Below are 20,979 nucleotides of genomic sequence, written 5' to 3' on the forward strand. Positions count from 1 at the left end.
ATGGTCCGGTGACTTCCAGCAATGACTCGTTTGTCCATCTCCACAACCACACCGAGTACTCGATGCTGGACGGCGCCGCCCGGCTCGGCGAGCTCTTCGATGAAACCGAGCGGCTGGGCATGCCCGCGCTGGCCACCACCGACCACGGCTACCTCTTCGGCGCCTTCGATTTCTGGAAGCGGGCCACGGACAAGGGCATCAGGCCGATCATCGGCGTCGAAGCCTATGTGACTCCCGGGACCGCCCGCGGGGACAAGAGCCGCGTCCGCTGGGGCGAGGAAAGCCAGCGCAAGGACGATGTCTCGGGCGGTGGCTCGTACACGCACATGACGCTGCTGAGCTACAACAACGTGGGCATGCGGAACCTGTTCCGGGCCTCGTCGATCGCCTCACTGGATTCGGTCTTCGGCAAATGGCCCCGACTGGACCGCGAGCTGCTGAACACCTACTCCGAAGGGCTCATCGCCACCACCGGCTGCCCGTCGGGTGAGGTCCAGACCCGCCTGCGGCTCGGCCAGTACCGCGAAGCGCTGGAGGCTGCTGCAGAGTTCCGCGACATCTTCGGCGCGGAGAACTACTTCTGTGAGCTCATGGACCACGGCCTGGATATCGAGCGTCGCGTCACGGGCGACCTTCTGCGCCTGGCCAAGGAGCTGAACCTGCCGCTGGTGGCCACCAACGACCTGCACTACACGCACGAGCACGATGCGAAGGCGCATGAGGCCCTGCTGGCCATCCAGTCCGGATCCACCCTGCTGGAGCCGACCTACGACAACGGCGGTTCCCGCTTTGCCTTCTCCGGCAGCGGCTACTACCTGAAGTCACCGCAGGAAATGCGCGAACTCTTCCGCGACCACCCCGATGCGTGCGACAACACGCTGCTGATCGCAGAGCGCTGTGAAGTCTCGTTCAACACTGGGGCCAACTACATGCCCCGGTTCCCTTGCCCGGAGGGGGAGGACGAGACGTCCTGGCTGGTCAAGGAAGTGGACAAGGGACTCCAGTACCGCTATCCGAAGGGCATCCCGGACAAGGTCCGCAAGCAGGCCGACTATGAGCTGGAAGTCATCACCTCCATGGGCTTCCCGGGCTACTTCCTCGTGGTGGCAGACTTCATCAACTGGGCCAAGAACAACGGCATCCGCGTGGGTCCCGGGCGTGGCTCGGGTGCAGGTTCCATGGTGGCCTACGCCATGCGCATCACCGACCTGGATCCGCTGCACCACGGCCTGATCTTCGAGCGCTTCCTGAACCCGGACCGCGTTTCCATGCCTGACTTCGACGTCGACTTCGATGACCGGCGCCGCTCCGAAGTAATCGACTACGTCACGCGCAAGTACGGCGACGAACGCGTGGCCATGATCGTCACGTACGGCACCATCAAGACCAAGCAGGCCCTGAAGGACTCTTCGCGCGTGCTGGGCTACCCCTTCAGCATGGGCGAGACGCTGACCAAGGCGTTGCCGCCGGCCGTGATGGCCAAGGACATTCCGCTGGCCGACATTCAGAACAAGGAAGCAAAGCGCTACGGCGAAGCCGGTGACTTCCGCCAGTTGATCAGCACCGACCCGGAGGCCGCCAAGGTCTTCGAAACGGCGCTGGGCATCGAAGGCCTGAAACGGCAGTGGGGCGTGCACGCCGCCGGCGTCATCATGTCCTCGGACCCCATCATCGACGTGATTCCGATCATGCGCCGCTTCCAGGACGGCCAGGTCATTACGCAGTTCGACTATCCGACGTCCGAAGGCCTCGGCCTGATCAAGATGGACTTCCTCGGCCTGCGGAACCTGACGATCATTTCGGACGCCCTGGAAAACATCAAGATGAACCGCGGCATCGATCTGGACCTCGAAACCCTGGAACTCGACGACACCGCGTCCTACGAGCTGCTGGCCCGGGGAGACACGCTGGGCGTGTTCCAGCTCGACGGCGGCCCCATGCGTTCGCTGCTCAAGCTCATGAAGCCCGACAACTTCGAAGACATCTCCGCGGTACTGGCCCTGTACCGGCCCGGTCCCATGGGCGCCAACGCCCACACCGACTACGCGCTGCGCAAGAACAAGATCCAGGAAGTCATCCCGATCCACCCTGAGCTGGAAGAGCCGCTCTCCGAAATCCTCGGCGGCACCTACGGGCTGATCGTCTACCAGGAGCAGGTTATGGCCGTGGCGCAGAAGCTCGCCGGCTACACCCTGGGCCAGGCCGACATCCTGCGCCGCGCCATGGGCAAGAAGAAGAAGTCCGAGCTGGACAAGCAGTTCGCCGGCTTCTCCCAGGGCATGCAGGACAACGGCTATTCCATGGCCGCGGTCAAGACCCTCTGGGACATCCTGCTCCCGTTCTCCGACTATGCCTTCAACAAGGCGCACTCGGCCGCCTACGGCGTGATCTCTTATTGGACCGCGTACCTGAAGGCGCACTATGCGCCGGAATATATGGCTGCGCTGCTGACCTCGGTGGGCGACGACAAGGACAAATCGGCGATCTACCTGAACGAATGCCGGCGCATGGGCATTACGGTGCTGCCGCCCGACGTCAACGAGTCAGCCCTGAACTTCACCCCTGTGGGCAACGACATCCGCTTCGGCATGGGCGCGATCCGCAACGTCGGCGTGAACGCCGTCGAAGCCATGGTGGCGGCGCGGGAAAAGGAAGGCGCGTACACGTCCTTCAAGGACTACCTCATGAAGGTCCCTGCGGTGGTGTGCAACAAACGCACCATTGAATCGCTGATCAAGGCGGGGGCGTTCGACTCCCTGAACCACCACCGGCGCGCGCTTGCCATGATCCATGAAGAAGCCATCGACTCCGTCATCACCCTCAAGCGCAACGAAGCGATCGGGCAGTTCGACCTTTTCGCCGGTTTCGACGAGGCCGAATCCGAAGCGTCCCTGAGCATCGAAATCCCGGACCTTCCCGAGTGGGAGAAAAAGGACAAGCTCTCCTTCGAACGCGACATGCTGGGCCTCTACGTCTCGGACCACCCGCTGCAGGGCCTCGAAGGGCTGCTGAGCCAGCACGCCGACCAGTCCATCACCTCGGTCATCGCCGAGGACGGCCCGCACGACGGCGCCATCATCACCATTGCGGGCATGATCACCTCCCTGAGCCGGCGGATCGCGAAAGCCAGCGGCAACGCCTATGCCCGCGCGGAAATCGAGGACCTGGGTGGCTCAATCGAGGTCATGTTCTTCGGCCAGGTGTACGGCCCCATCGCGTCCGTGCTGGCCGAAGACCTGGTCGTGGTGGTCAAGGGCCGGCTGCAGCGCCGCGACGACGGCGCAGTCGCCCTGAACTGCATGGAGCTGTCCGTCCCGGACCTCAGCGAGGGCCTGAACGGGCCGCTGGTGATCACCATGCAGACGCACAAGGCCACAGAGGCTGTGGTGACCGAGCTTGGCGACGTACTGCGGACCCACCGCGGCAATTCGGAAGTCAGGCTGCACCTGCAAGGCGACACAAGGGTGGAAGTGATGGCGCTTCCGGTGCACCTGAGGGTCAACCCGAGTCCATCACTGTTCGGCGACCTCAAGGTGCTCCTCGGGCCCACCTGCCTGGACAGCTAGTTGCCCGGGCAGCCAATGCGCCTGGACTTCCGGTGACCCCGGCCCCGGCACAGGGCCCGGCCCCGGCCGCGGGCGTCGCGGTGATTTCCGGTGCGGGCCGGGGCTTCGGCGCCGCCCTGGCGGCGGTCCTTGCCGCGGAAGGATGGACGGTCTACGGCATTGTCCGGCCGGGCTCCGCGGCAAAAACCGGGACCGACGGCAGGGTGCGGTTCCTGGAATGGGACATCGCGCAACCCTGCCCGGACGGCGTGGCGGAGGTTCTCGCCGGGGCCAGCATCGACGTCGTCGTCAATAACGCCGCAGTGGGTAGCAACCAGAGGACACTGGCGGCAGTAGACCCCGATTCCCTCGCACACCTCCTCGACAATAACGTCGCGGGCGCCGTCAGGGTGACCCGGGCGTCGCTGGCCGGGCTGCTCCGCCCGGGCGCAGTCGGCCGCCGGCCCGTCGTGGTCAACGTGTCGTCCCGGCTGGGATCGGCAGCGCTGCAGGCGAACGGTGAATTCGCCGGCTTCGGGACGAGCTACGGCTACCGGCTCAGCAAGGCCGCGCTCAACATGCTCACGCTGAGCCTGCATGAGGAGTTCGGCGCGGTCTTGGACGTATGGTCCGTGCATCCGGGAGCCCTGGCCACCGGGATGGGACGAAGCGGATCCTCGAAGGAGCCTGCGACGGCGGCCAGCGAGCTGCTGCGGGAGCTTTCCGAACCGGGTGGTACCAGTCCGCGGTTCTTCGAACTCGGATCGTCCGCGCCGCTGCCCTGGTAGGGCGCTAGATTTCGTAGTCGAGCGGGACGGGCTGGCTGTAGGCGCCGGAGTGGTACAGCAGGGGAGAACCGTCCTCGCCCACCTGTCCTTCCACGACTTCCACCACAACCACCGCGTTGTTCTCGAAGGAGAGACGCATCTGGATCTTGCCGATCAGCCATCCAGCGACGTCTTTGAGGACGGGCACATCGTGCGGTCCGAGTTCCCAATGGTCTCCCTCAAACCGGTTTTTGGTCCGTGCGAAGCGGTCCGCCAGTTCCTGGTTCTCCAGGCCAAGCATGTGCACACCGATGTGCGTGGTGTTGGCGATGGCCGGCCACGAACTGGAGCTGCGGGCCATGTTGAAGGTAAAGCGCGGCGGCTGAGCGGATAGCGAGGCCACTGACGTGGCCGTGAATCCGTACGGGACGCCGTTGTAGTTCACTGTGATAATTGCCACGCCGGCCGCATGCCGGCGGAACATCTCCTTGAACGTGCCTTCGAAGGCTGCGTTATCTGAGGTCACTGTGATCTAACTCCCTGCTGAAACTAATCCGGTTTGTCCTGCATGCCAGCGTATGGGTGCCCCGGTGCCGTCCGTGACTTGGTTACCTGCCGCGTCATTTGTTGAACGGCGGTGAACGTTTGTTAATGTTTGTTTCATGAAACAGCCATCAGGCACCGGCCCGGCTCCGCAAAATCCGAGCCATCCCGGGGACGCCGGACTCCCTCCCGCCTATGGTGAACTTTACCGCGGTGACGGGGGTTCGTGGCGCGTGCCGGCAGTCATTGCCGCTGCCGGGATCCCCGTCGGACTTGCGTGGTGGCTGCTGGCGCCCGGCGGCCTGAACCTGATCTCCGGCGACCCCTCGTTGGCCACCGGAACGAATGCGGAAGGCTGGCTTCCCCGGGACCTTGTGCTGGCTGGCCTGTTCCTGTTGGCAGGCTGCGTCACCGGCTTCCTCCTCGACGGAAAACGAACCGGAGCCCCTGCGCCACGGACCGTACTGCTCGCCGTGATCGGCGGTGCGCTTGGCGCCGTCATCGCCTGGCAGGCAGGGGTGCTGGCGGGGCAGTGGTGGGGCCCGGCTGAAGATACCGCCCCGAACGCCAGCATTGCCTTCTCGCTCCGGTCCTTCGCCGTCCTGGCCATCTGGCCGGCAGCGGTGGCCATTTCCGTCTTTGTGGCCAACCTGCTCAGCCTCCTGGGCAAACCACGTAAAATGGGCGGGTGACTATTTCTCCGGACAGCCCCGCCCAGATCACCGCGCCGGCCGTCAGCTACCGCACCATTGACCTGCGCGGCCAGAGGCTCTCCCTGGCCGAACTCCGGGCGGCTGTTCCCCGGGCCCGGCACCAGACCATGGCGGACGCCGAACAGAAGGTCACCGACATCATCACGGCGGTCCGTTCCCGGGGCTTCGCCGCGCTGAGCGAGTACGCACAGGCGTTTGACGGCGTCGAGCAGGCACACCCGCGGGTGCCGGGCGCTGCGTTGCAGGAGGCGCTGGAGAAACTGGACCCCGCAGTGCGGGCAGCCCTGGAAGAATCCATCAGCCGCGCACGGAAGTTCGCTGACCGCCAGCGGCCGGCAAACGTCGACGTCGAACTCGGTGAAGGCGCAGTCGTGAGCCAGAACTGGGTGCCGGTTGGCCGCGTCGGGCTGTACGTTCCCGGCGGACTGGCTGTTTATCCTTCGTCGGTCATCATGAACGTCGTCCCCGCACTGGCGGCAGGGGTGGAATCCATCGCCCTGGCCTCGCCTCCCCAGAAAGACTTCGGCGGACTCCCGCACCCCACCATCCTGGCCGCCGCGGCGCTGCTGGGCATCGACGAGGTGTACGCCATCGGCGGTGCCCAGGCCATCGCGGCCTTTGCATACGGTGTCCCTGCGGAAGACCCGGCGGCGGCCCTGGATCCGGTGGACGTTGTCACCGGGCCGGGCAACATTTTTGTGGCAACGGCCAAACGGCTGGTCAAAGGCGTTGTGGGCATCGATTCCGAGGCGGGCACCACGGAGATCGCCATCCTTGCCGATGGCAGCGCCCGCCCGTCGCTGGTGGCGGCCGACCTCATCAGCCAGGCCGAACACGATCCGAAGGCGGCGTCGGTCCTCATCACGGATTCCGAAGAGCTCGCTGCGGCCGTCCGGGCCGAGCTTGACGTGCAGGCTGCCCTGACAAAACACTCTGACCGGGTGCGGGAAGCCCTGTCCGGGCCGCAGTCCGGCGTGGTGCTGGTGGACGGCCTGGACCAGGGAATCGCGGCCTGCGATGCCTACGCCGCGGAACACCTGGAGATCATGACGGCGGACGCCCCGGCTGTCGCTGCGCGCATCCGCAACGCGGGGGCAATCTTCGTGGGGGATTACAGCCCGGTCAGCCTCGGGGATTACTGCGCAGGGTCAAACCACGTGCTGCCTACGAGCGGCACGGCAGCCTTCTCTTCCGGCCTCAACGTCACCACGTTCCTTCGTGCCATCCAGGTGGTCAACTACAGCAAGCCTGCCCTGGAACGGGTCAGCGGGCACATCGTCAGCCTCGCAGGGGCAGAGGACCTGCCGGCCCACGGCGAGGCCGTGACGGCGCGGTTCACCGGCGATGCCTAACCACTACATGTAGTAATTACAGGCTTGTGATTCGGCTACATGTAGTCGTAAACTGATGTGGAAGAATATTCCGGCCAAATGTTTCCCGGCCAGGGAAGGAAGCAACGTGTATTGCCCGTTTTGCCGCAACCCTGATTCCCGCGTGGTGGACAGCCGGATGGCCGATGATGGATCCGCGATCCGCCGCCGCCGTCAGTGTCCTGAATGCGGCCGCCGCTTCACGACGGTGGAAACCACCAGCCTCACGGTGATCAAGCGCTCCGGCGTCGGCGAACCTTTCAGTCGCAGCAAAGTGATCAACGGGGTGCGGAAAGCATGCCAGGGCAGGCCTGTGACCGAAGACGACCTTGCCATGCTGGCGCAGGAGGTCGAGGAAACGATCCGCGCGTCCGGCGCTGCGGAAATCGACGCCCATGAAGTGGGCCTCGCCATCCTTAGCCCGCTGCAGAAGCTGGACGAAGTCGCCTATCTCCGCTTCGCGAGCGTGTACCAGGCATTCGAGTCCCTTGAGGATTTTGAGACCGCCATTGCCATCCTTCGCCATGAAGCGGAAGTCGAAGCCAAAGCGGCCAAGGGCAAGAGCTCCGAGAAGAGCCCCCTCTAGACTCCGGTGGTGGCAGCGGAGGGGAAGCCGAAGCCACCACCGGCACCACGTGCTGTACCAGGGACCTGCCGGCGCCGCTGTTGCGGAGCCGGCAGGTCCGCCTATTTGGCCAGTTTGTGCGTCAGCGCAACCTCGATCGCGGCGCCCACGATGCCGGCGTCGTTCTTGAGCTCGGCCGGGACGATCTTTGTGCGCAGCTTCATGTGCGGCAGGTATTCGTCGGCGCGCTTGGAGATTCCACCACCGACGATGAACAGTTCGGGGGAGAAGAGGAACTCAACGTGCGAGAAGTATCGCTGGAGTAGCACGCTGTACTCGGTCCAGCTGAGGCCGTCGCGTTCGCGGGCCACGGCGGAAGCCTTGCTCTCGGCGTCGTAGCCGTCGATTTCCAAGTGCCCGAGTTCGGCGTTCGGGACCAGCTTGCCGTTGAAGATGAAGGCCGAACCAATGCCGGTCCCCAGCGTGATCACGAGGACCGTGCCGGAGACGCCCTCACCGGCGCCGTAGCGGGCTTCGGCGAGCCCGGCGGCGTCGGCGTCGTTAATGACCTCCACGGGGCGCCCCAGGCGTTTGGTCAGCAGGGCGTCAATATCCGTGTTGAGCCAGGACTTGTCGACGTTGGCTGCGGAATGGACCACACCATGCTGGATGATGCCGGGGAACGTCACGCCGATGGGCGAATCGGGAGCCGGCGCATCCGGCCGTGCGTCGAGCTCGGCGACCACCGCGGCCACCGTTTCGGCGACCGACTCGGGCGTCGCCGGCTGTGGGGTGGGAACGCGGAAGCGGTCGCCTACGAGTTTGCCCTTCTTGAGGTCGACAATGCCGCCCTTGATTCCGGTGCCGCCGATATCAATACCGATCAGCGGTGCGTTCTTGGTTGACTTGTCGTCCTTCTTGGCCAATGTGATTCCGTTCGTGGCTGTGGGCGGGAAAGGGTTAACTGGGCAAATGTGCCTGCCGACGGCGCCGGGCGGGGCAATCAGGGCAGGGTGAGGACTTCTGCGCCTGATTCGGTGACGAGCAGGGTGTGCTCGAACTGGGCGGTGCGTTTGCGGTCGCGCGTCACCACGGTCCAGTCGTCGGCCCACATGTCCCACTCCACCGTACCGAGCGTCAGCATCGGTTCAATAGTAAAGACCATGCCGGCTTCCATGACCGTGTTGTAGGCGGGGGCGGCATCGTAGTGCGGAATGATCAGGCCGGTGTGGAATGCTTCGCCGACACCGTGGCCGGTGAAATCCCGGACAACGCCGTAGCCGAAGCGCTTGGCGTAGGACTGGATGGCGCGGCCGATGACGTTGATTTCACGTCCGGGGGCCACCGCCTTGATGGCACGGTTGAGGGATTCCCTGGTCCGTTCCACCAGGAGCCGGGACTCTTCATCCACGTCGCCTACAAGGAACGTGAAATTGGTGTCGCCGTGGACCCCTCCGATGAAGGCGGTGATGTCGATGTTCAGGATGTCGCCGTCCTGGACCACCGTGCTGTCCGGTATTCCGTGGCAGATCACCTCGTTCAGCGACGAGCACAACGACTTGGGGAAGCCCCGGTAGCCAAGAGTCGACGGATAAGCATGGTGGTCGACCAGGAACTCATGGCCGATCTTGTCCAGCTGGTCGGTCGTTACGCCGGGTTCGATGTGCTTGCCGACCTCGACGATTGCCTGGGCCGCGATCCGGCTGGCGATCCTGATCTTCTCGACGGTCTCGGCAGACTTCACCTCCGAGCCCGTGAACTTCTCCGGACCCGGTTTGCCCACATACTCAGGGCGGGGGATAGACGCCGGGACGGGCAGCTGCGGGCTGATGGTTCCGGGGACCAGTGTGCCGGTGGGTGCAGTCGAGGCAAGAGAAGGCATAGATTGATCATATAAGCAGGCGTAGAAGCCCATGTAACGGAAAGCCGGATCGGAACACGATGTAGCCCTACGTTACGTGGATCACTTTCGGCGGGCGTGGAGCCTGCATAATGCGAGGAGCAACGATGACCGAGTACTGGTACAACGTCAAAACCCACGAGGTGGAGGAAGACGCCATGTCCGATTGGACGCAGCTGATCGGGCCCTACAAAACGCGCGAGGAAGCAGAGCACGCGCTCGAGAAGGTCAAGACGCGCAATGAAGCCTGGGAAAAGGGCGACGAGGACTGACCGTCTGCGAGAGTTAGTACACTTCCGAGTACCGGACCGGCCGGTACCGCAACGAGGAGAGTCATGGCCGAAATCAAGCCAGAATACACAGGAGAGTGGCGGTTCGACCCGACGCATACGCGCATCGGCTTCTCCACCCGCCATGCAATGGTCACCAAGGTCCGCGGAGCTTTCAACGATCTCGACGGCTCGATCACCGTCGACGCGCAGAACGTCGACCGCTCAAAGGTGGCGCTGACTCTCAAGGTAGCGAGTATTGACACCCGCAACGCCGACCGCGACCAGCACCTGCGGACCAACGATTTCTTTGACGCTCCCCGGTTCCCCGAGATCACGTTCCTGAGCAACCGCGTGGATCAGGTTGACGAGGGCCACTTCATTGTCAGCGGAGACGTCACCATCCGGGGCGTCACCAAGGAGATTTCGATCCCGATCGACTTCATCGGCGTCGAGCGGGACCCGATGGGCAACCTTCGGGCCGGCTTCGAAGGTTCCCGTCGCATCGACCGCCAGGATTTCGGGCTCAAATGGAACACGGCCCTGGACTCCGGCGGCGTGCTCGTGTCGGACAAGATCACCCTCGAGTTTGAAGTGTCCGCCATTAAAGTCGGTGACGGCGCCACACCGGCCGCCGAATAGGGGAAACCCCGGCCTCGCAGCTTTGTTAGAACGAATGCTCGGGGCCGGGGAACTGGCCGGTCCGCACGTCCTCGCCATACGCCTTGGCCGCGTTGCTCAGCGACGTGCGCAGGTCAGCATACTGTTTGACGAACTTGGCCATCTTCCCGCCTCGAAGCCCCGCCATGTCCTGCCAGACCAGGACCTGGCCCGTGGTCGTGTTTCCGGCGCCGATGCCGACGGTAGGAACCGAAATGGCAGCATCGACGGCCGCTGCGGTGGCGGCGGGAACCATTTCCATCAGGACGCTGAAGGCGCCGGCGTCGGCGAGGGCGACAGCGTCGTCGATCAGCCGCTGCGCGTCATCGCCGCGGCCCTGGACCCGGTAGCCGCCCAACGAGTGCTCGCTCTGGGGGGTGAAGCCGATGTGCGCCATGACCGGAATACCGGCCTGGACCATGGCCCGGACGGTGTCCGCGTAAAACTTGCCGCCTTCAATCTTGACGGCATGGGCCAGGCCTTCCTTCAGGAAGCGGACGCCGGTGGCTACGGCCTGCTGAGCCGAAACTTCGTAGCTTCCGAACGGAAGGTCCGCGACCACCAGGGCCCGCTTGGCCGACCGGGCCACGGCGCGGCACAGCGGAAGCAGCTCGTCCACAGTGACCGGGAGGCTGGTTTCGTTGCCGAAGACGTTGTTGGATGCGGAGTCGCCGACGAGGAGCACTTCAATGCCCGCTTCGTCAAAGATCTCGGCAGTGTACTGTTCGTAGGCTGTGAGCATCGCAAAGTGCTCACCTTTTTCCTTGGCCTGCTGCAGGTGGTGGGTCCGGATCCGGGCCGCGGGCTTCCTGACGGTGTCCGACGGCGTTGCGGCCGGCCCCGCGGGACCGTTGCCGTAGGGAGCAGGTACTTCTGCGGACATGCTGGAATCGGAGCTGTTGCTTGTGGCCATGGCTAGAGCGTAATGCGGTACTGCGCGTCCTAGCTACCGGGCGCCGGGCCGTAGCCGGTGAATCGCGTCACAAACGCAGCGCCCGGGGCCCGGTCGCGGCGCCGCCGCCGGGCGCCGCGGGCCGGTGTGCGTGTTAACGCTGTGTTACGCGGACCTCCGGCTCCAACATTCCGCGCGAATGCTTAGTAAAGTGAATCGTGAGCTGCCGCCGGCTCTAGCGAATACAGACCCGGGGCATCAATACGTTGATCCGGAGAAGAGGCCATTATGGACCGCCAGCAAGAGTTTGTCCTGCGGACAATCGAAGAGCGCGACGTACGGTTTGTGCGTCTGTGGTTCACGGACGTCGTGGGTTCACTCAAGTCTGTTGCGCTTGCCCCCGCTGAAGTTGAAGGCGCCTTCGAAGAGGGCCTTGGCTTCGACGGCTCCGCGATCGAGGGCCTGGCCCGGGTGTTCGAATCGGACATGCTGGCACAGCCGGACCCGTCGACGTTCCAGATCCTGCCGTGGCGCGGTGAGACCGAACAGACCTCGCGCATGTACTGCGACATCCTGACCCCCGACGGCGAGCCCTCCGCAGCGGACCCGCGCAACGTCCTGAAGCGCACCCTGGCCAAGGCCGCCGACATGGGCTTCACCTGCTACACGCATCCCGAAATCGAGTTCTACCTGCTGAAGTCGCAGGAGCCCGGCCCGGACGGTTCACCCGTCCCCGTTGACGAGGGCGGCTACTTCGACCACGTCCCCGGCGGCGTCGCGCAGGACTTCCGGCGCACCGCGGTCACCATGCTGGAATCCGTGGGCATCTCGGTGGAGTTCAGCCACCACGAGGCCGGTCCCGGCCAGAACGAGATCGACCTTCGCTACGCGGACGCCCTGCAGACTGCGGACAACATCATGACCTTCCGCACCGTCATCAAGGAAGTGGCCCTGCAGCAGGGCACCTACGCCACCTTCATGCCCAAGCCGTTCACGGCGCACCCGGGCTCGGGCATGCACACCCACTTCTCGCTCTTCGAAGGCGACACCAACGCGTTCTACGAAGCCGGCGCGGAATTCCAGCTGTCCAAGACGGCCAAACAGTTCATCGCGGGCATCCTCAAGCACGCGCCCGAGTTCACCGCCGTGACCAACCAGTTCGTGAACTCCTACAAGCGCCTTTGGGGCGGCGGCGAAGCCCCCAGCTACCTGAGCTGGGGCCACAACAACCGTTCCGCCCTGGTGCGAGTTCCGCTGTACAAGCCCGGCAAGGGGCAGTCCGCCCGCATCGAGTACCGCGGCATCGACTCCGCGGCCAACCCTTACCTGGCATACGCCGTCCTGCTCGGCGCCGGCCTCAAGGGCATCGAAGAGGGCTACGAGATTCCGGCTGCCGCCGAGGACGACATCTGGTCGCTGAGCTCGGCCGAACGCCGCGCCATGGGCCACGATCCGCTCCCCGCGAGCCTGCACGATGCCATCAGGGCCATGGAGGATTCCGAGCTTATGCCGCAGATCCTCGGGGAACAGGTCTTCGAGTACTTCCTGCGCAACAAGCGCGCAGAATGGCAGGACTACCGCCTCCAGGTGACGCCCTACGAGCTGCAGCGAAACCTCGGCATTCTGTAGGAGGCTGCGGTGAGCCTCGCCCGTCGCCTGATCTCCGCCGGTTTCAGTGACCTGGAAAAGGGGGAGCGGTTCCTTGCTGCCCGGGAACTGGAAGGGATCGACCAGGAGGCTTTGTTCGCGGGCTTCCACCTGGCCGCCAACCCGGACACCGCCCTGCAGTCGCTGGTGCGCCTGATCGAAAAACATCCCGATCTCCGCAAGCTTGCTGCTGCGGACATCGACACCAGCGAGCCGCTGTACCGGGTCCTGGGGGCCTCGGAAGCGCTGGGTGAATTCCTGATCCGCCACCCGGAGCACCTTGACGCCTTTGACGTGGTGGCAAGCCCGGAGCCTGCGGCGGCGGATGCCGGGGAACTCAGGGCGCGTCTCCTGCGGTCCGTCCAGGCCGACCCGAAAGCGCGCAGGCCGGTGGCGGGGCTCTCCGGCCCGGAGTCCTACGTGGCCCTTCGCACCGCGTACCGCAGAGGCGTGGTTGACCTGGCGGTGAAGGACCTGTGTGCCGCCGACCCGCTGGACTTCATGCCCGCGGCCGGTGCCGAACTGGCGGATCTTGCCGGTGCTGCCATCGAGGCGGCGCTGGCAGTATCCCGGGCCGAGGCAGGCGAGCAGTTCTCGGCATCCGAAGTCGCCGAAGTGGGTCTCGCCGTCATCGGCATGGGCAAGTGCGGTGCCCGCGAGCTCAACTACATTTCCGACGTCGACGTCATTTATGTGATCGACGCCGGCGAGCTGGATGATGCCCGCGCCAACACGATCGGGACGGCCCTTGCCACCGGGATCTCGCGGGCCATCATGTCCATCGGCCGGGAGCCCGGCCTCTGGGAGGTGGACGCCAACCTGCGGCCGGAGGGCAAATCGGGACCGCTGGTGCGGACGCTGGCGTCGCATCAGAGCTATTACGCCCGCTGGGCCGAAAGCTGGGAATTCCAGGCCCTCCTGAAGGCCCGGACCATTGCCGGGGACGCGGAGCTGGGCGCCCGGTACGAGGCCGCCGTCCTTCCGCTGATCTGGGGTTCGGCGAACCGCGAAGGATTTGTGGAATCCGTGCAGGCCATGCGCCGGCGCGTCACGGACAACATTCCCGCGGATGAGGAACAGCGCCAGATCAAGCTGGGCCGCGGCGGCCTGCGGGACGTCGAATTCACGGTTCAGTTGCTGCAACTGGTGCACGGCAAAGCCGATGAATCCCTCCGGCACAGGGACACCACTTCAGCCATCGCCGCGCTCTCGGCCGGTGGCTACATCGGCCGGACGGATGCCGCCGAATTTGACCACGCCTACCGGTACCTCCGGCTCCTGGAACACCGGATCCAGCTCTTCCAGCTGCGCCGCACCCATCTGATGCCGGTGAGGGAAGACGCCCTGCGCGCGCTGGCGAAGGGCGTGCTGGGCCCCTTCGCCCGGGAACGCCCGCACCCTGATGCGCTCCTGGCCGCCTGGCAGAAAACCAAACGCGCCGTCAGGGAACTGCATGAACGCATTTTCTACCGGCCCCTGCTGAACACCGCCGCCAAGCTGAGCAGCGAAGAAGCGCGGCTCACGCCGGAGGCCGCACAAGGCCGCCTTGCCGCCCTCGGTTACCAGGATCCCCGGGGCGCCATGAGGCATATCGAGGCGCTCACGGCCGGGGTCAGCCGGCGTGCGGCGCTGCAGCGCCAGCTCCTGCCCATCCTGCTCGGATGGCTCGCCGACGGCGTGGACCCCGACGCCGGGCTGCTGGGTTTCCGCCGCGTCAGCGAGGCGCTGGGAACAACGCACTGGTATCTGGGGATGCTGCGGGATTCGACGGCGGCGGCCGAGCGGCTCTGCCATGTCCTGTCCAACTCGCGCCTGATCGCCGACCTCCTGGAGGTGTCTCCGGAATCGGTGGCCTGGCTGGGGACGGACAAGGAGTTGGCTCCGCTGGGATTCGAGGCCCAGTGGCTCGAAATCACCTCGAAGATGTCGCGGCATGAGGACCCGGAAAGCGCCATGCGGCTCATCCGCCTGATCCGGCGCAGGGAAATCCTGCGGGTCGCCATTGCGGACAGCGCCGGGCTGCTGGACCAGGACCAGGTGGGCGCCGCCCTCGCGGACACGGACCGCGCAGCCGTGCTGGGCGCCCTCCGGGTCGCCGAAGGCATCGTGGGCGCCTCGGGTCCCCTGAAGACACGTGTCCTGGTGGTGGCCATGGGCCGGCAGGGCGGCCGCGAAATCGGTTATGGCTCCGACGCGGATGTCATGTACGTGCACCGCGGGCTGCCGGGCGTTCCCGAGGAAGAAGCGCAGAACCAGGCCGCGCAGATCGTGGGACACATTTCGAACCTTCTGACCCAGCCGCTCAAGCCCGCCATCCTGGCCGAACGCGTACTGATGGTGGACGCCGACCTGCGGCCCGAAGGCAAGAGCGGTGCCATGGTCCGCTCCCTCGATTCCTACGCAGAGTACTACCGCCGGTGGTCGCTCGTGTGGGAAGCCCAGGCGTTGCTGCGGGCCCTGCCCATCGCAGGGGATGACGACCTGGCAGCGGACTTCGTGGAGCTGATCGACACCATCCGCTATCCCGCGGGACTGTCGGACAAGGACGTGCGCGAAATCCGCCGCGTCAAAGCAAGGGTGGAAGCGGAGCGGCTGCCCCGCGGCGCTGATCCCGCGCGGCACCTCAAACTGGGGCGCGGCGGGCTTAGCGACGTTGAATGGCTCGTGCAGCTGCTGCAGCTGCAGCACGCCGGCAAGCACCCGGAACTGCGGACCGCGTCCACGGTGCCGGCGCTGGAAGCCGCAGCTTCCCTCGGGTTCCTGGAACGGGACGAGGCGGAACTCCTCCTCAAGGCCTGGCATTTGGCCAGCCGCATCAGGTCCGCCAACGTGATCTGGACCGGCCGTGCCTCCGACCTGCTGCCGTCTTCCCGCAGGGACCTGGAAGCCGTCGCCCGCTGGTGCGGTTACCCGCCAGGCAACGCAGCCACGCTGGAAGAGGACTACCTGAGGCTCAGCAGGCGTGCCCGCGGTGTTTTCGAAAGGGTTTTCTACGGGCAGTAACCGGGCTGGTTTTCGGCGGTGGCACGTCATCGCGGGGGCTGACACAGGGCGGGCCGGATGCTAGTTTGAGCCAATGGCCACGCAACTCTTTCTGAATCTCCCCGTCAAGGACCTGAACAGGTCGGTCGAGTTCTTCACCGCGCTCGGCTTTTCCTTCAACCCGGATTTCACCGACGAAAATGCCACCTGCATGATCATCAATGACGGCGCCTACGTCATGCTGCTGGTGGAAGGCTACTTCAAGACGTTCATTTCCAAGGGCATTGCGGATACCGGCAGCACCGCCGAAGCGATCGTGGCATTTTCCGTTGACAGCCGTGAAGCTGTTGACGACACGATCCGGAAGGCGATGACCGCCGGAGGTGCGCCTTCGCAGGAGGCCCAGGACTACGGGTTTATGTACAACCACAGCTTCCAGGACCCGGACGGCCATCTCTGGGAGGTCTTCTGGATGGACCCTGCCGGGCCGCCGGCTGACGCCCAGACGCCATAGCTTCACCCCGCCCCGCCGGCGGCCGCGGCACCGGCCAGAGGCACGACGCCGGCCGTCACCCGAAAGGTGGCGGCCGGCGTCGCGGGTTCTGGGTAGGCTCGATCCATGTCTGAATCCGTTTGGCTTATCGCCCTGAAGAACCTCGACGACGACGCCAGGGCCATCAAGCTGGGCGAGGTCGCGGGACTGGAACTGGGGGAGGACCAGCGCGACTTCGCCGGTGATCCGCTGCGCATGATGCTCGTGGCGCTGGAGGAGGATTCACGCTTTCCCTATGTGGTGGACTCCGGCGGAGAAGCCGTCGGCGTATTCACGTTGCAGCGCGGTGCGGCGACACTGGCGGGCTGGGAGGATGATCAGGCGGTGTGGCTCCTGCGCGGCTTCCTCATCGACAGGAACCGGCAGGGCAGGGGACTCGGCACCCTTGCGGCCGCAGCAGCGGTCAGGGAAGCAGCGAAACTGACGATAAGGCTGGGTGGCGGAGAGGCCGGCGTCGTACTGTCAGTCAACGAGCGCAACCCGGCCGGCCAGGCCGCCTACCGCAAAGCCGGATTTGAAGACCGCGGACAGTACCTCGGCGGCGACGCCGGACCGCAACGGACCATGTACCGGTCCTTCTGAACGCTTCACCCATTTGTCAACTTGCGTTGACGCGGGACATGCCGTCAACTATGGTTGACGAAAGGAGGTGTGGCCATGAAGACGCTCATCGGTTCAATGGACGGCAAGGAGCCGGCCGAGGCCCTGTACGCCGTGGCGGAACTGCATAAGGAGCTGGCGCGGACGGAGACGGAAGCTGTGCTCCGGGCGCGCCGGGCGGGACTGTCCTGGGAGGCGATTGCGGTGTGCCTTGGGGTGAGCAAGCAGGCCGTGCACAAGAAATACGGCAAGCGTTAGGACGTGTGCCGATGACGCCCGGAACGGGTTGGGCGTCCGGGTGGCGTGCACAAAGCCGCGCACAAAAAAGTCCGCATGTGCTGCCGTAGCAGCACATGCGGACTTTCTGCGGACTAAGCGATGGTTAGGCCGGGGGTCTGACTAGACGCCGTAGTAGAGCTCGAACTCGTAGGGGTTCGGGCGCAGGGACAGCGGGCGGATCTCGTTCTCGTACTTGTACTCGATCCAGGTGTCGATCAGGTCCTGGGTGAACACGCCGCCGGCCTGGAGGAACTCGTTGTCCTCGGCCAGTGCGTCCAGGGCTTCCTCGAGGGTGCCCGGAGCCTTGGGGATGTCCTTGGCTTCTTCGGCGGGGAGCTCGTAGAGGTCCTTGTCGATGGGAGCCGGGGGTTCGATGCGGTTGCGGATGCCGTCAATGCCGGCCATCAGCTGGGCAGCGAACGCCAGGTACGGGTTGGAGGAGGGGTCCGGAGCGCGGAACTCGATGCGCTTGGCCTTCGGGTTGGAGCCCGTGATCGGGATACGGATACCGGCGGAGCGGTTGCCCTGCGAGTAGACCATGTTGACCGGAGCTTCGAAGCCCTTGACCAGGCGGCGGTACGAGTTGACCGTCGGGTTGGTGAAGGCGAGGACGGCGGAGGAGTGCTTCAGCAGGCCGCCGATGTACCAGCGGGCCATGTCGGAGAGGCCTGCGTAGCCCTTCTCGTCGTAGAACAGCGGCTCGCCGCCGTTCCACAGCGACTGGTGGCAGTGCATGCCCGAGCCGTTGTCACCGAAGACCGGCTTCGGCATGAAGGTGACCGACTTGCCCCAGGCGTCGGCGGTGTTCTTGATGACGTACTTGAACTTCTGCAGGTCATCAGCCGCGTGGGTCAGCGTGGTGAACTTGTAGTTGATTTCAGCCTGGCCGGCGGAGCCCACTTCGTGGTGGCTGCGCTCGACCTCAAGGCCGGCTTCGTCCAGGGCAACACACATGGCGTCGCGCAGGTCGGCCTGCTTGTCGGTGGGGGAGACCGGGAAGTAACCGCCCTTGACGGGGGTCTTGTAGCCCAGGTTTCCGCCTTCTTCTTCGCGGCCGGTGTTCCAGTGGGCTTCTTCGGAGTCGATCTTGTAGAAGCTGCCCTGCGGGGAGGACTGGTACTGGACGTTGTCGAACACGAAGAACTCGGCCTCGGGAGCGAAGAACGCGGTGTCGGCGATGCCGGTGGAAGCGAGGTAGGCCTCAGCCTTCTCGGCCACGCCGCGGGGGTCGCGGTGGTAAGGGTCACCGGTGCGGGGGTTCACGATGGAGAAGTTCAGCGCGAGCGTCTTCTCCATGCGGAACGTGTCCAGGAATGCCGTGGTGACATCCGGGATGAGCTGCATGTCGGACTCGGCGATGCCCTGGAAACCGCGGATGGACGAACCGTCGAAGAGCTGGCCGTTGATGAAGAAGTCTGCATCAACGCTCTTGGCCGGCACGTTGAAGTGCTGCTGCACGCCAGGAAGGTCGGTGAAGCGGATATCGACGAATTTAATATCTTCGTCCTTGATGAACTTGAGGACTTCGTCCGCAGTCTTGAACATCTATGCTCCTTACGCATAAGTAATAACTGGCTGGAAAGCCATATGGTCCAGCGCAATCCGACGGCGCGAAAACACAAAAGTGTCCCCGCTCCCAGCTCGCTAGCAACTGTTACCACCCTAGGGACACGGGATTTCCCGTCCGTGTCCGCTATGTTTCCGGCAGGTTACAGAACCGCCTGATATGTAAACGCTATACGGTGTCCACACTGTGGTCCATCCGCATCCATACTGTGAACTTAACTGCGGGACCCGTGCAACGGATAGGCTTGATCCGTGGTTGATCGTAAAGATATAGGTTCCTGGCTCAGCGGGCCGGATACGTCCGGCATTTCCAAGTACCCGGGGGAGCGCCTCGGCCTGCCCGAGGCAGGCCCCGGCTCGATCGCCCGGGCCGGACGCCGGATCCTTGCCATCTGCATCGACTGGGGACTCGCGCTGCTGATCAGCAACTACGCGTTCGGCGGGGATCCGTGGGGCACGCTTGCCGTGTTCGCCATAGAGCAGATCCTCCTGATCGGCACCCTCGGCTACAGCATCGGCCACCGGCTCCTTGGCATCCACGTAGTCCGCCTGGGCGGCGCTCCGGCCGGACCGCTCGCGGCGCTGGTCCGCACCATCTTGCTGTGCCTCGTGATTCCGGCGGTCATCTTTGATCCGGATCACCGCGGCCTGCACGACAAGGCGATGAACACCGTCCTCGTCCGTAGGTAGCCGGTCCGGCCTAGACGCCTGCGGTGACGTTATCGCGCTGCTCTGCCGGCCTGCTGCCCGTCGGCGTCAGGTAGTCGCGCTTGCCCGCCCACCGTTCGAAGAGGACGGTGGCGAACGGCAACACCGCTGAGAAACCGGCGAGGAACGCCACCAGGAACGGCCACCGCTGCAGGCGCCACAGGGCAAGCGCCGCCACTCCATAGGCGATGAACAGTGCGCCGTGAATCGGTCCTGCAATCTCCACGCCAAGCTCGGAGGTCCGGGCAATCCATTTGAAGTACATTCCGGTCAGGAGGGCCGCCCAGCTGAAGGCTTCGGCCACGGCGAGGACCCGGAAGAGCCGGATAACGGTGGATTTCGAGGGCAGTTTCACGGTACTCCGGTTTCTCTGGGGGCAGTGCGGTTTTGCTACGGGGGTGCGGGGCTGACAACGCCGTGAGTACGGCTGACCGGCTCAAAACAAACGCCCCGGCGCCGGCTGATGACCGGTTCCGGGGCGTTGCCAAGGCTACTAGCGGCCGCGGGCTGCTTTGCGGTCCGGCCGGGCCTTGTAAGGATCGATTCCCTTGGGGATGGGGAGGCGGTTTCCGAGCGAGGAAATCCGCTTCGACACCGCGCTCACTTCGAGCTTGGTGAGTTCCTTGTCCAGCTTGTTCATCTTCTTGGCGACCTGGCTGAGGGGGGTCTGGCCTTCCCCGCGGCCGGTCTCGATCACGTGGACGGTTACGTTGGGCAGGATGCGGGCGAGGCGCTTGCGTTCGGCGTCGACGAGCGGCCGGACCCGGTGGGTGGGGCCTTCGCTGACGAGTACGACGCCGGGACGGCCGATGGCGCGGAAGACGGCGTCCTGGGTCCGCGGGTTGACCGCAACCGGCTGGTCCTCAGTGATCCAGCCGCGCTTCAGGGTACCCAGTGCCGCGCCCGAGGCTCCGGGCTGGTTCTCAATCTGGGCAAACGCGGCCCGCTCAGCGCGGCGCGAAAGGATGAGGGTTGCGGCCAGCAGGCCGAGGGGGATGCCGATAATCAGGCCCGTGATCCAGTTTTCCAGGAGGAAGCCCACCAGGAAGCTGACGGCGACGACGCCCAGGAAAGCAAGCAGCATCATCCAGACCACCATGGGGTCGTGGCGGCGCGTCATCTGGAAGACTTCGTTGATCTGCTTCAGCCTGCTGGGCTTCTTGACCTTGGCTTCCTTCGGCTTGCGAGAGAAGAGGCCACGCTTCGGAGCGTCGGAGGCTGCCGGAGTCGGTTTGCTGGAATCAGGGGAATTCGCCATAGTGCCTTAATTCTACGTGATTTATGCCTGAGGGCCGGACGCCGGATTGCTCCGGTGCCGGCCCTCAGGCGTAAATGTTACGAAAGGTCCTAGTGGTGTGCCGCGATGAGGGAGCTGGCTTCCTGGCGGGTGCTGCCGGAGCTTTCGATGTGCGCGAGTTCG

At 64.9% G+C, this 20,979-nt stretch carries 20 protein-coding genes; 13 read left to right on the forward strand and 7 right to left on the reverse strand.

Annotation, left to right across the window (positions count from 1 at the left end; translation table 11 throughout):
- The first annotated feature begins 8 nt into the window (after positions 1 to 8).
- Positions 9 to 3,566 carry a DNA polymerase III subunit alpha gene (gene dnaE / locus PV761_RS13615; RefSeq protein ID WP_028271746.1) on the forward strand — a complete coding sequence of 1,186 codons (3,558 nt, stop codon included), beginning with the start codon at positions 9 to 11 and terminating at the stop codon, positions 3,564 to 3,566.
- A gap of 32 nt (positions 3,567 to 3,598) precedes the next feature.
- On the forward strand, positions 3,599 to 4,333 hold the full coding sequence (locus PV761_RS13620) for an SDR family NAD(P)-dependent oxidoreductase (RefSeq protein ID WP_347897465.1): 735 nt from the start codon (positions 3,599 to 3,601) through the stop codon (positions 4,331 to 4,333).
- Positions 4,334 to 4,337: 4 nt separating this feature from the next.
- Here the strand turns inward: PV761_RS13620 and PV761_RS13625 are convergent, their stop codons facing one another.
- Positions 4,338 to 4,838: a flavin reductase family protein gene (locus PV761_RS13625; protein ID WP_028271747.1), complete on the reverse strand. Its 501-nt coding sequence runs from the start codon at positions 4,836 to 4,838 to the stop codon at positions 4,338 to 4,340.
- A gap of 136 nt (positions 4,839 to 4,974) precedes the next feature.
- Here PV761_RS13625 and PV761_RS13630 point away from each other — a divergent pair, with 136 nt between their 5' ends.
- The 3 genes from PV761_RS13630 to nrdR all read left to right on the forward strand — a co-directional run bounded on the left by PV761_RS13630 (position 4,975) and on the right by nrdR (position 7,524).
- Positions 4,975 to 5,547: a hypothetical protein gene (locus tag PV761_RS13630; protein WP_347897467.1), complete on the forward strand. Its 573-nt coding sequence runs from the start codon at positions 4,975 to 4,977 to the stop codon at positions 5,545 to 5,547.
- The gene (hisD, locus tag PV761_RS13635; protein ID WP_028271749.1) at positions 5,544 to 6,920 is read left to right on the forward strand and encodes a histidinol dehydrogenase; all 1,377 of its coding nucleotides are present in this window, start codon (positions 5,544 to 5,546) and stop codon (positions 6,918 to 6,920) included. Before PV761_RS13630 ends, hisD begins: the two co-directional genes overlap by 4 nt.
- Before the next feature lie 106 nt (positions 6,921 to 7,026).
- The gene (gene nrdR / locus PV761_RS13640) at positions 7,027 to 7,524 is read left to right on the forward strand and encodes a transcriptional regulator NrdR (protein WP_028271750.1); all 498 of its coding nucleotides are present in this window, start codon (positions 7,027 to 7,029) and stop codon (positions 7,522 to 7,524) included.
- A gap of 101 nt (positions 7,525 to 7,625) precedes the next feature.
- Here nrdR and ppgK read toward each other — a convergent pair whose 3' ends face one another.
- Positions 7,626 to 8,429, reverse strand: a complete 804-nt coding sequence (gene ppgK, locus PV761_RS13645) for a polyphosphate--glucose phosphotransferase (RefSeq protein WP_028271751.1) — start codon at positions 8,427 to 8,429, stop codon at positions 7,626 to 7,628.
- A gap of 77 nt (positions 8,430 to 8,506) precedes the next feature.
- Positions 8,507 to 9,385, reverse strand: coding sequence for a type I methionyl aminopeptidase (gene map / locus PV761_RS13650; protein ID WP_028271752.1), 879 nt, complete (start codon positions 9,383 to 9,385; stop codon positions 8,507 to 8,509).
- Positions 9,386 to 9,510: 125 nt separating this feature from the next.
- Here map and PV761_RS13655 point away from each other — a divergent pair, with 125 nt between their 5' ends.
- Complete coding sequence (locus tag PV761_RS13655) at positions 9,511 to 9,675, forward strand: SPOR domain-containing protein (RefSeq protein WP_156037148.1); 165 nt, start codon at positions 9,511 to 9,513, stop codon at positions 9,673 to 9,675.
- 63 nt (positions 9,676 to 9,738) lie between these two features.
- The gene (locus tag PV761_RS13660) at positions 9,739 to 10,314 is read left to right on the forward strand and encodes a YceI family protein (RefSeq protein WP_347897471.1); all 576 of its coding nucleotides are present in this window, start codon (positions 9,739 to 9,741) and stop codon (positions 10,312 to 10,314) included.
- A 25-nt stretch (positions 10,315 to 10,339) separates the two neighbouring features.
- Here PV761_RS13660 and panB read toward each other — a convergent pair whose 3' ends face one another.
- Positions 10,340 to 11,245 (reverse strand): 3-methyl-2-oxobutanoate hydroxymethyltransferase, encoded by a 906-nt coding sequence (panB, locus tag PV761_RS13665; protein WP_347897473.1) that lies wholly within the window; start codon positions 11,243 to 11,245, stop codon positions 10,340 to 10,342.
- A 267-nt stretch (positions 11,246 to 11,512) separates the two neighbouring features.
- Between panB and glnA (PV761_RS13670) the strand changes: the two genes are divergently transcribed.
- The 5 genes from glnA (PV761_RS13670) to PV761_RS13690 all read left to right on the forward strand — a co-directional run bounded on the left by glnA (PV761_RS13670) (position 11,513) and on the right by PV761_RS13690 (position 17,264).
- Entirely contained in the window at positions 11,513 to 12,853 is a 1,341-nt protein-coding gene (gene glnA / locus PV761_RS13670; protein WP_011691452.1) for a type I glutamate--ammonia ligase, read from the forward strand.
- A 9-nt stretch (positions 12,854 to 12,862) separates the two neighbouring features.
- A complete protein-coding gene (locus PV761_RS13675) occupies positions 12,863 to 15,874 on the forward strand; it encodes a bifunctional [glutamine synthetase] adenylyltransferase/[glutamine synthetase]-adenylyl-L-tyrosine phosphorylase (RefSeq protein WP_347897476.1) in 3,012 nt (1,003 codons plus the stop codon).
- Positions 15,875 to 15,947: 73 nt separating this feature from the next.
- Positions 15,948 to 16,367, forward strand: coding sequence for a VOC family protein (locus PV761_RS13680; protein WP_028271756.1), 420 nt, complete (start codon positions 15,948 to 15,950; stop codon positions 16,365 to 16,367).
- A gap of 105 nt (positions 16,368 to 16,472) precedes the next feature.
- Positions 16,473 to 16,988 (forward strand): GNAT family N-acetyltransferase, encoded by a 516-nt coding sequence (locus PV761_RS13685; RefSeq protein WP_347897478.1) that lies wholly within the window; start codon positions 16,473 to 16,475, stop codon positions 16,986 to 16,988.
- A 75-nt stretch (positions 16,989 to 17,063) separates the two neighbouring features.
- Entirely contained in the window at positions 17,064 to 17,264 is a 201-nt protein-coding gene (locus PV761_RS13690; RefSeq protein ID WP_347897480.1) for an AsnC family protein, read from the forward strand.
- Positions 17,265 to 17,405: 141 nt separating this feature from the next.
- On the opposite strand, the gene glnA (PV761_RS13695) is transcribed toward PV761_RS13690, so the two are convergent.
- Positions 17,406 to 18,830 (reverse strand): type I glutamate--ammonia ligase, encoded by a 1,425-nt coding sequence (gene glnA / locus PV761_RS13695; RefSeq protein WP_011691460.1) that lies wholly within the window; start codon positions 18,828 to 18,830, stop codon positions 17,406 to 17,408.
- A 273-nt stretch (positions 18,831 to 19,103) separates the two neighbouring features.
- Between glnA (PV761_RS13695) and PV761_RS13700 the strand changes: the two genes are divergently transcribed.
- Positions 19,104 to 19,541 carry an RDD family protein gene (locus PV761_RS13700; protein ID WP_347897482.1) on the forward strand — a complete coding sequence of 146 codons (438 nt, stop codon included), beginning with the start codon at positions 19,104 to 19,106 and terminating at the stop codon, positions 19,539 to 19,541.
- Between the two features lie 10 nt (positions 19,542 to 19,551).
- Here PV761_RS13700 and PV761_RS13705 read toward each other — a convergent pair whose 3' ends face one another.
- Entirely contained in the window at positions 19,552 to 19,908 is a 357-nt protein-coding gene (locus PV761_RS13705; protein ID WP_347897488.1) for a DUF3817 domain-containing protein, read from the reverse strand.
- Between the two features lie 144 nt (positions 19,909 to 20,052).
- Positions 20,053 to 20,817: a DUF4191 domain-containing protein gene (locus PV761_RS13710; RefSeq protein ID WP_028271761.1), complete on the reverse strand. Its 765-nt coding sequence runs from the start codon at positions 20,815 to 20,817 to the stop codon at positions 20,053 to 20,055.
- Positions 20,818 to 20,979 lie beyond the last annotated feature (162 nt).

Source organism: Arthrobacter sp. CC3, assembly GCF_039907775.1.
GTDB lineage: Bacteria > Actinomycetota > Actinomycetes > Actinomycetales > Micrococcaceae > Arthrobacter.

Excerpts from the sequence above, each read along its gene's own strand:
- PV761_RS13630 (WP_347897467.1), top strand. The coding sequence starts at position 4,975 with ATGAAACAGCCATCAGGCACCGGCCCGGCTCCGCAAAATCCGAGCCAT.
- map (WP_028271752.1), bottom strand. The coding sequence starts at position 9,385 with ATGCCTTCTCTTGCCTCGACTGCACCCACCGGCACACTGGTCCCCGGA.
- PV761_RS13655 (WP_156037148.1), top strand. The coding sequence starts at position 9,511 with ATGACCGAGTACTGGTACAACGTCAAAACCCACGAGGTGGAGGAAGAC.
- PV761_RS13660 (WP_347897471.1), top strand. The coding sequence starts at position 9,739 with ATGGCCGAAATCAAGCCAGAATACACAGGAGAGTGGCGGTTCGACCCG.
- panB (WP_347897473.1), bottom strand. The coding sequence starts at position 11,245 with ATGGCCACAAGCAACAGCTCCGATTCCAGCATGTCCGCAGAAGTACCT.
- glnA (WP_011691452.1), top strand. The coding sequence starts at position 11,513 with ATGGACCGCCAGCAAGAGTTTGTCCTGCGGACAATCGAAGAGCGCGAC.
- PV761_RS13680 (WP_028271756.1), top strand. The coding sequence starts at position 15,948 with ATGGCCACGCAACTCTTTCTGAATCTCCCCGTCAAGGACCTGAACAGG.
- PV761_RS13685 (WP_347897478.1), top strand. The coding sequence starts at position 16,473 with ATGTCTGAATCCGTTTGGCTTATCGCCCTGAAGAACCTCGACGACGAC.
- PV761_RS13690 (WP_347897480.1), top strand. The coding sequence starts at position 17,064 with ATGAAGACGCTCATCGGTTCAATGGACGGCAAGGAGCCGGCCGAGGCC.
- glnA (WP_011691460.1), bottom strand. The coding sequence starts at position 18,830 with ATGTTCAAGACTGCGGACGAAGTCCTCAAGTTCATCAAGGACGAAGAT.
- PV761_RS13710 (WP_028271761.1), bottom strand. The coding sequence starts at position 20,817 with ATGGCGAATTCCCCTGATTCCAGCAAACCGACTCCGGCAGCCTCCGAC.